The sequence below is a fragment of the Oleiphilus sp. HI0132 genome (assembly GCF_001635845.1).
In genome coordinates this window covers 1-4536 of sequence record NZ_LWGJ01001208.1, presented here as the reverse complement: position 1 = coordinate 4536, position 4536 = coordinate 1, and the positions used below count along the sequence as shown (strand labels likewise).

The following is a 4536-nucleotide window of genomic DNA, read 5'->3' as shown; positions in this document are numbered from 1 at the left end:
GCCTTAGCACTTTCATTTCGCTGATGGAAATCCCTACTAAATTTACGTTCAAACACTAAAACTGCCATAACGATAATTGGCAGCATGACAGGTGCCGTAAATTCGTCAAGTTGAGCATCTAGCAATACTTAATAAAGAAGTTGTGACAGACGAGCTGTTTCATTGGGGCTTCAGGGTTTTTCTTCTGAGTATGCTCGTGTTTGCGGTATTTGCAATGATTACACGAAAGGACCCTATGAAAATTGTACCGGCAAGTGAAGCATTGTTACCTTCTCTTAGAAATTTGATGCCACTTCTTCCTTATGTTGGGATTCTGGTCGCTGCGCTCTTTCTTTACGACATATTGCTAGATGCTCAACTTGACGAATTTACGGCACCTGTCATGCTGCCAATTATCGTTATGGCAGTTTTAGTGTTTGAACGTAAATTTAGTAGGGATTTCCATCAGCGAAATGAAAGTGCTAAGGCGAGTCCGACGATATCTTCAGCCTTTTCCAGTTCTGTAGATAACTCATCCATACAAATTGGCGCCTTACTGATGTTAATGGCTTGCTCGTTTACAGTTGGCGGCATTATAGAACGGGGCGGCGGCGTACTAGAGATACCCGAATTCTTCGGCTCTACCTACGGCACGATGGCGTTTCTCGTTCTGTTTTTGGTGATGATCGGCATGGTAATGGACCCCTTTGGTGCGCTTATCCTGGTTACAGGTACGATTGCTCCGGTTGCTTATGCTGCCGGAATCAATCCGATTCACTTCTGGATGACCTGCTTGATGGCTTTCGAACTTGGTTATTTGAGTCCGCCGGTTTCGTTAAATCACCTACTTACCCGTCAGGTTGTGGGTGATGAGGAAGTCAGTCTCGCTTTAAAAGAGGGCGATTCCTTTTATTATCGCCACGAGCGTTTACTTCTTCCGCTTATGGTTATGGGTACAACACTCATTCTTGTTGCTTTCGTTCCATTAGCATTCATCGATCAATAAGGTTGCTAGAATGGAACGCGTAGCAAAACGTGAGGAGCAATTAGAGCAACTTGAACGGCAGAGTGAAAGTGACTTGCCAGAAATAATTTCTGGCATGAGTGATGAACAATTTGAAGCTGTGTTTGATTTGGTTGAGTCGGTGCTCGAACGTGAAAGAAAAGGATTTGATCGTTTTTTCGAGTCTATCTCTCAAACGCTTAGATATATCCCCAACTTTCTCGTGCTTGCGATTACAAACAAATATATCGACCCACCCATTGCGGCAAGAATTACATCTAAGCTCCCCATTAAGAGTGCTGTTCAAATAGCAAAAGGTTTGTCTGTTGAGTATGTCTGTGAAACAGCGGTCTTTATGAATGAGCGCTATGCAGCCGAATTGCTAGCTCGGCTGCCGAAAAAACAGGCGCAAGATGTAATTGCCTGCTTGGCTGAGCAACACCCCTTGCGTGTATTGGATATACTGGAATATGCAGACAAAAGCTTGTTAAAAAGCATGGTTAAGCACGGTTTGACGCTGGCAGTACTTGAAAAAGACTTAAACGAGTTGAGGCTAGTGACCTTTAAGAAGCTGCACGCATTAGCGTAGTTCGCCAAGCAAAGCTCGCTAAAGATGCTTCGCGAGGTGCTCTGCGGCTTTGTCGAAAAGATCCTCTCCTTTATCGATCCAATGAATTTCCTGCCCCTTCTTTTCTATATTCCTAAACCACTTACTTTGTTGTTTTGCAAAAGCGTGAATGGCTGAATTGAGTTTTTGGTACATATCGTTGTAACTCAGCTCACCTTGCAAGTATTGTGCGACAAAGCGATATTCAAGGCCGAAGAAGTGTAACTTTTCCCAGGGAAGGCCTTGTTGTCTGAGTGTTTCTACTTCCTCTATCATGCCTTCTTCAAGCCGTGCCTTAAGCCTCGCTGTGATTCTAGCCTTTATTTCTTCGCGCTCTAAGCGAATGCCTATCGTAAGGGGTGTAAAAGTGGGAAGCTCCAGTGGCTTTAGATCTTTGCTGTCGGCTACTGCTATTTCGATTGCTTTAATGATGCGGTCTCGGCTTAACAAGTCGGTTGTGTTGTGTAAATTTTTGTCAAAACTTAGCAATAGCTCGATTAATTCGCGTTCTGATTTATTTTCCATTTCCTGACGTGCTTTTTCGTCAGACTTCGCTATCGTTAATTCATAACGGTTTAATATGGCATCTAGATACATCCCTGTTCCGCCCACTAAAAACGGCAGTTGTTCGCGTTTGACGATATTGGTGAAAGCTGTGGAGAAATGTTGGGCGTAGGCGAAAAGGTTGAATTCCTCTTGCGGCTCCACAATGTCGATTAGGTGATGGGGGACTTCTTCGTATTCATCGAGATCTTTGCCTGTACCAATGTCCATGCCCCGGTATACCTGGCGAGAGTCGGCAGAGATTATCTCACCTGAAAACTGACGGCAAAGCTCTACAGCTAATGAGGTTTTACCACTTGCCGTAGGGCCTAGAATGGTAACTAGTTTGGCTTGATGAGAATCTGTCATATTAATCTGTAATAAGTATTGAACTAACAAACACTTCGTTATAGTGTGGGAAATAAGTAGATATAAAACTGCCAGCTATTATAACTGGCCAGTTACCGTGAATCGCTATCTTATAACAATTACATGATAAATACGGCTACTTTGCTGGACACTTGTACCATAAAAACGAAGATATAATCTTGCAAACCTTGAGTTAACAAGAACCTAAACAAGGAATTCTTTTCGGAATGAAGGTCTACAACGTCTTAATAGCGCTGGTATTAATATTAGCAAGCACGTCTGCATACTCTCTAGAGAAAAAAACATTTTGTATTTGGGATCCGGTTGGGCGTAATGGCCCGGTTATGTCTTTTTATTCTGACTTAATACCAAAAGCTCAATCATGGGGCTTGAGTATCAGGTTTGTTGCATATACTGACGAAAAGGTCGCCGCAAGTGAGTTTAAAGCAGGGCGCTGTGAAGCCGTACTTTTGAGCGCAATACTTTCACGCCAATTCGTTAAATTTGGCGGCACAATGGATGCTATTGGCGCGATTACCTCCCAGAAAGGCCTTGAACTCGCCTTGGGTACGTTGGCTCGTCCTCGTGCCGGTAAGTTGATGACCCAGGGTAATTACGAAGTGGTTGCAACTTTTCCGGTAGGGTCAATGTTTGCCTTTGTAAATGACCGATCGATAGAAAGTATCGATGACTTTGCTGGTAAAAAACTGGCAATTCTTAATGGAGACCCCCAGGCTAAAAAGTTTGCCGACTTGGCGGGTGCTTCTCCCTTCAATGTTTCTCTGACCACTTTTGCAGGGCAATTCAATAATGGTAATGTCGATATTTTGTTGATGCCAGCTTTGGCCTATAACACATTTGAGCTATACAACGGATTAGGTGACAAGGGCGGGATAATTGATTACCGACTTTATTATGGCATGCTGCAAACAATCGCTAAGCGTGATCAATTCCCTGAGGTATGTTCCAGGAACCGAAAAGCCAGAAAGCGTGAGTGCGTTAGCTTTGGCCACAAAATGCGTAATTATATCCTGACACGAATGGATGATATGGAACGAATGGTTAAGGATGCTGAGAATGAAATACCTCAAAACTACTGGATCGAGATTAGTCAGTTTACTAAGGATGATATTGATCATTTCAGTAAACGTGTACGCATGGCACTAAAGGCAGACAAGGTCAATCATCCTACGGCACTTAAGTTACTCTGGAAAATTCGTTGCCGTCTGGATCGTTCTCGTGGCGAGTGTGCTGCAAACGCTAAACCAGAATAGCTACTTGATGAATAAGAAAGCCCCTACAAATTATCCTTTGTAGGGGCTTTTTTGTTGGGTTTTAGTTTGGAGTAGAAGTAAGGATGTTTTCTGTGCCTTGCTTACCCGCAGTCTTCTCTTCCAGCTTGAGTAGAATTGCGGGTAGCGCTATAAAGTCGAATATCAGTGCTAGCGTAATCGTTGTTGCAGTGAAGATACCCATGTGGGCGTTCATGTTGAAGTTGGACAATGCAAGCACCATAAACCCTGCGACTAAAACGAAGGTTGTCACCCAAAGTGCAGTACCAACGGTTGCGAAAGCATATTGCACCGCTTGCTCGCTAGTATAGCCTTTCTCACGCCTAGCCCTTCGATACTTGCTTAAAAAGTGGACGGTATCATCAACGACGATACCCAGGACCATACCTGTTGCGGTACCTACGGATATGCCAACATTACCGTTGAAGATACCCCACAAACCAAATGCAGCACCAATAGGTATAAGGTTAGGGATTAGGCTAACCAAGCCCAGTTTGACTGACCTGAGTACGATCACCATGATGATACAAATTAGTATCAATGCATAACTTACCCCCGAAACCATACTCATAACGTTTCGCTCACCGATATGAGAGAACATGATATTCGGGCTCGCAGCATAGAACTCAGTAATATCGGTATTTGTCTCAAGCCATTCAGCAATATCCTTTTCAAGCGCCTGAATAAAAATATGCATGCCGATGATGAGTCATACTTCCGGCTACCGGAGTCACAAGATTTAG

Annotated in this window: 5 protein-coding genes; 3 read left to right on the top strand and 2 right to left on the bottom strand. The window is 43.6% G+C overall.

Going from position 1 to position 4536, the window contains the following annotated elements; translation table 11 throughout:
* Nucleotides 1-214 precede the first annotated feature (214 nt).
* Nucleotides 215-985 (top strand): TRAP transporter large permease subunit, encoded by a 771-nt coding sequence (locus A3766_RS17580; RefSeq protein ID WP_197479614.1) that lies wholly within the window; start codon nt 215-217, stop codon nt 983-985.
* A gap of 10 nt (nt 986-995) precedes the next feature.
* Nucleotides 996-1571 carry a magnesium transporter MgtE N-terminal domain-containing protein gene (locus A3766_RS17575; protein WP_068507510.1) on the top strand — a complete coding sequence of 192 codons (576 nt, stop codon included), beginning with the start codon at nt 996-998 and terminating at the stop codon, nt 1569-1571.
* 18 nt (nt 1572-1589) lie between these two features.
* Here the strand turns inward: A3766_RS17575 and miaA are convergent, their stop codons facing one another.
* Entirely contained in the window at nt 1590-2501 is a 912-nt protein-coding gene (gene miaA, locus A3766_RS17570) for a tRNA (adenosine(37)-N6)-dimethylallyltransferase MiaA (RefSeq protein WP_068507507.1), read from the bottom strand.
* Between the two features lie 227 nt (nt 2502-2728).
* On the opposite strand from miaA, the gene A3766_RS17565 reads away from it, so the two are divergent.
* Complete coding sequence (locus A3766_RS17565; RefSeq protein ID WP_068553859.1) at nt 2729-3775, top strand: putative solute-binding protein; 1047 nt, start codon at nt 2729-2731, stop codon at nt 3773-3775.
* A 61-nt stretch (nt 3776-3836) separates the two neighbouring features.
* Here the strand turns inward: A3766_RS17565 and A3766_RS17560 are convergent, their stop codons facing one another.
* A complete protein-coding gene (locus A3766_RS17560) occupies nt 3837-4490 on the bottom strand; it encodes an efflux RND transporter permease subunit (protein WP_068642600.1) in 654 nt (217 codons plus the stop codon).
* Nucleotides 4491-4536 lie beyond the last annotated feature (46 nt).

Coding starts and splice junctions, on each gene's coding strand:
- A3766_RS17560 (WP_068642600.1), bottom strand. CDS start 4,490: ATGCATATTTTTATTCAGGCGCTTGAAAAGGATATTGCTGAATGGCTT.
- A3766_RS17580 (WP_197479614.1), top strand. CDS start 215: ATGATTACACGAAAGGACCCTATGAAAATTGTACCGGCAAGTGAAGCA.
- A3766_RS17565 (WP_068553859.1), top strand. CDS start 2,729: ATGAAGGTCTACAACGTCTTAATAGCGCTGGTATTAATATTAGCAAGC.
- miaA (WP_068507507.1), bottom strand. CDS start 2,501: ATGACAGATTCTCATCAAGCCAAACTAGTTACCATTCTAGGCCCTACG.
- A3766_RS17575 (WP_068507510.1), top strand. CDS start 996: ATGGAACGCGTAGCAAAACGTGAGGAGCAATTAGAGCAACTTGAACGG.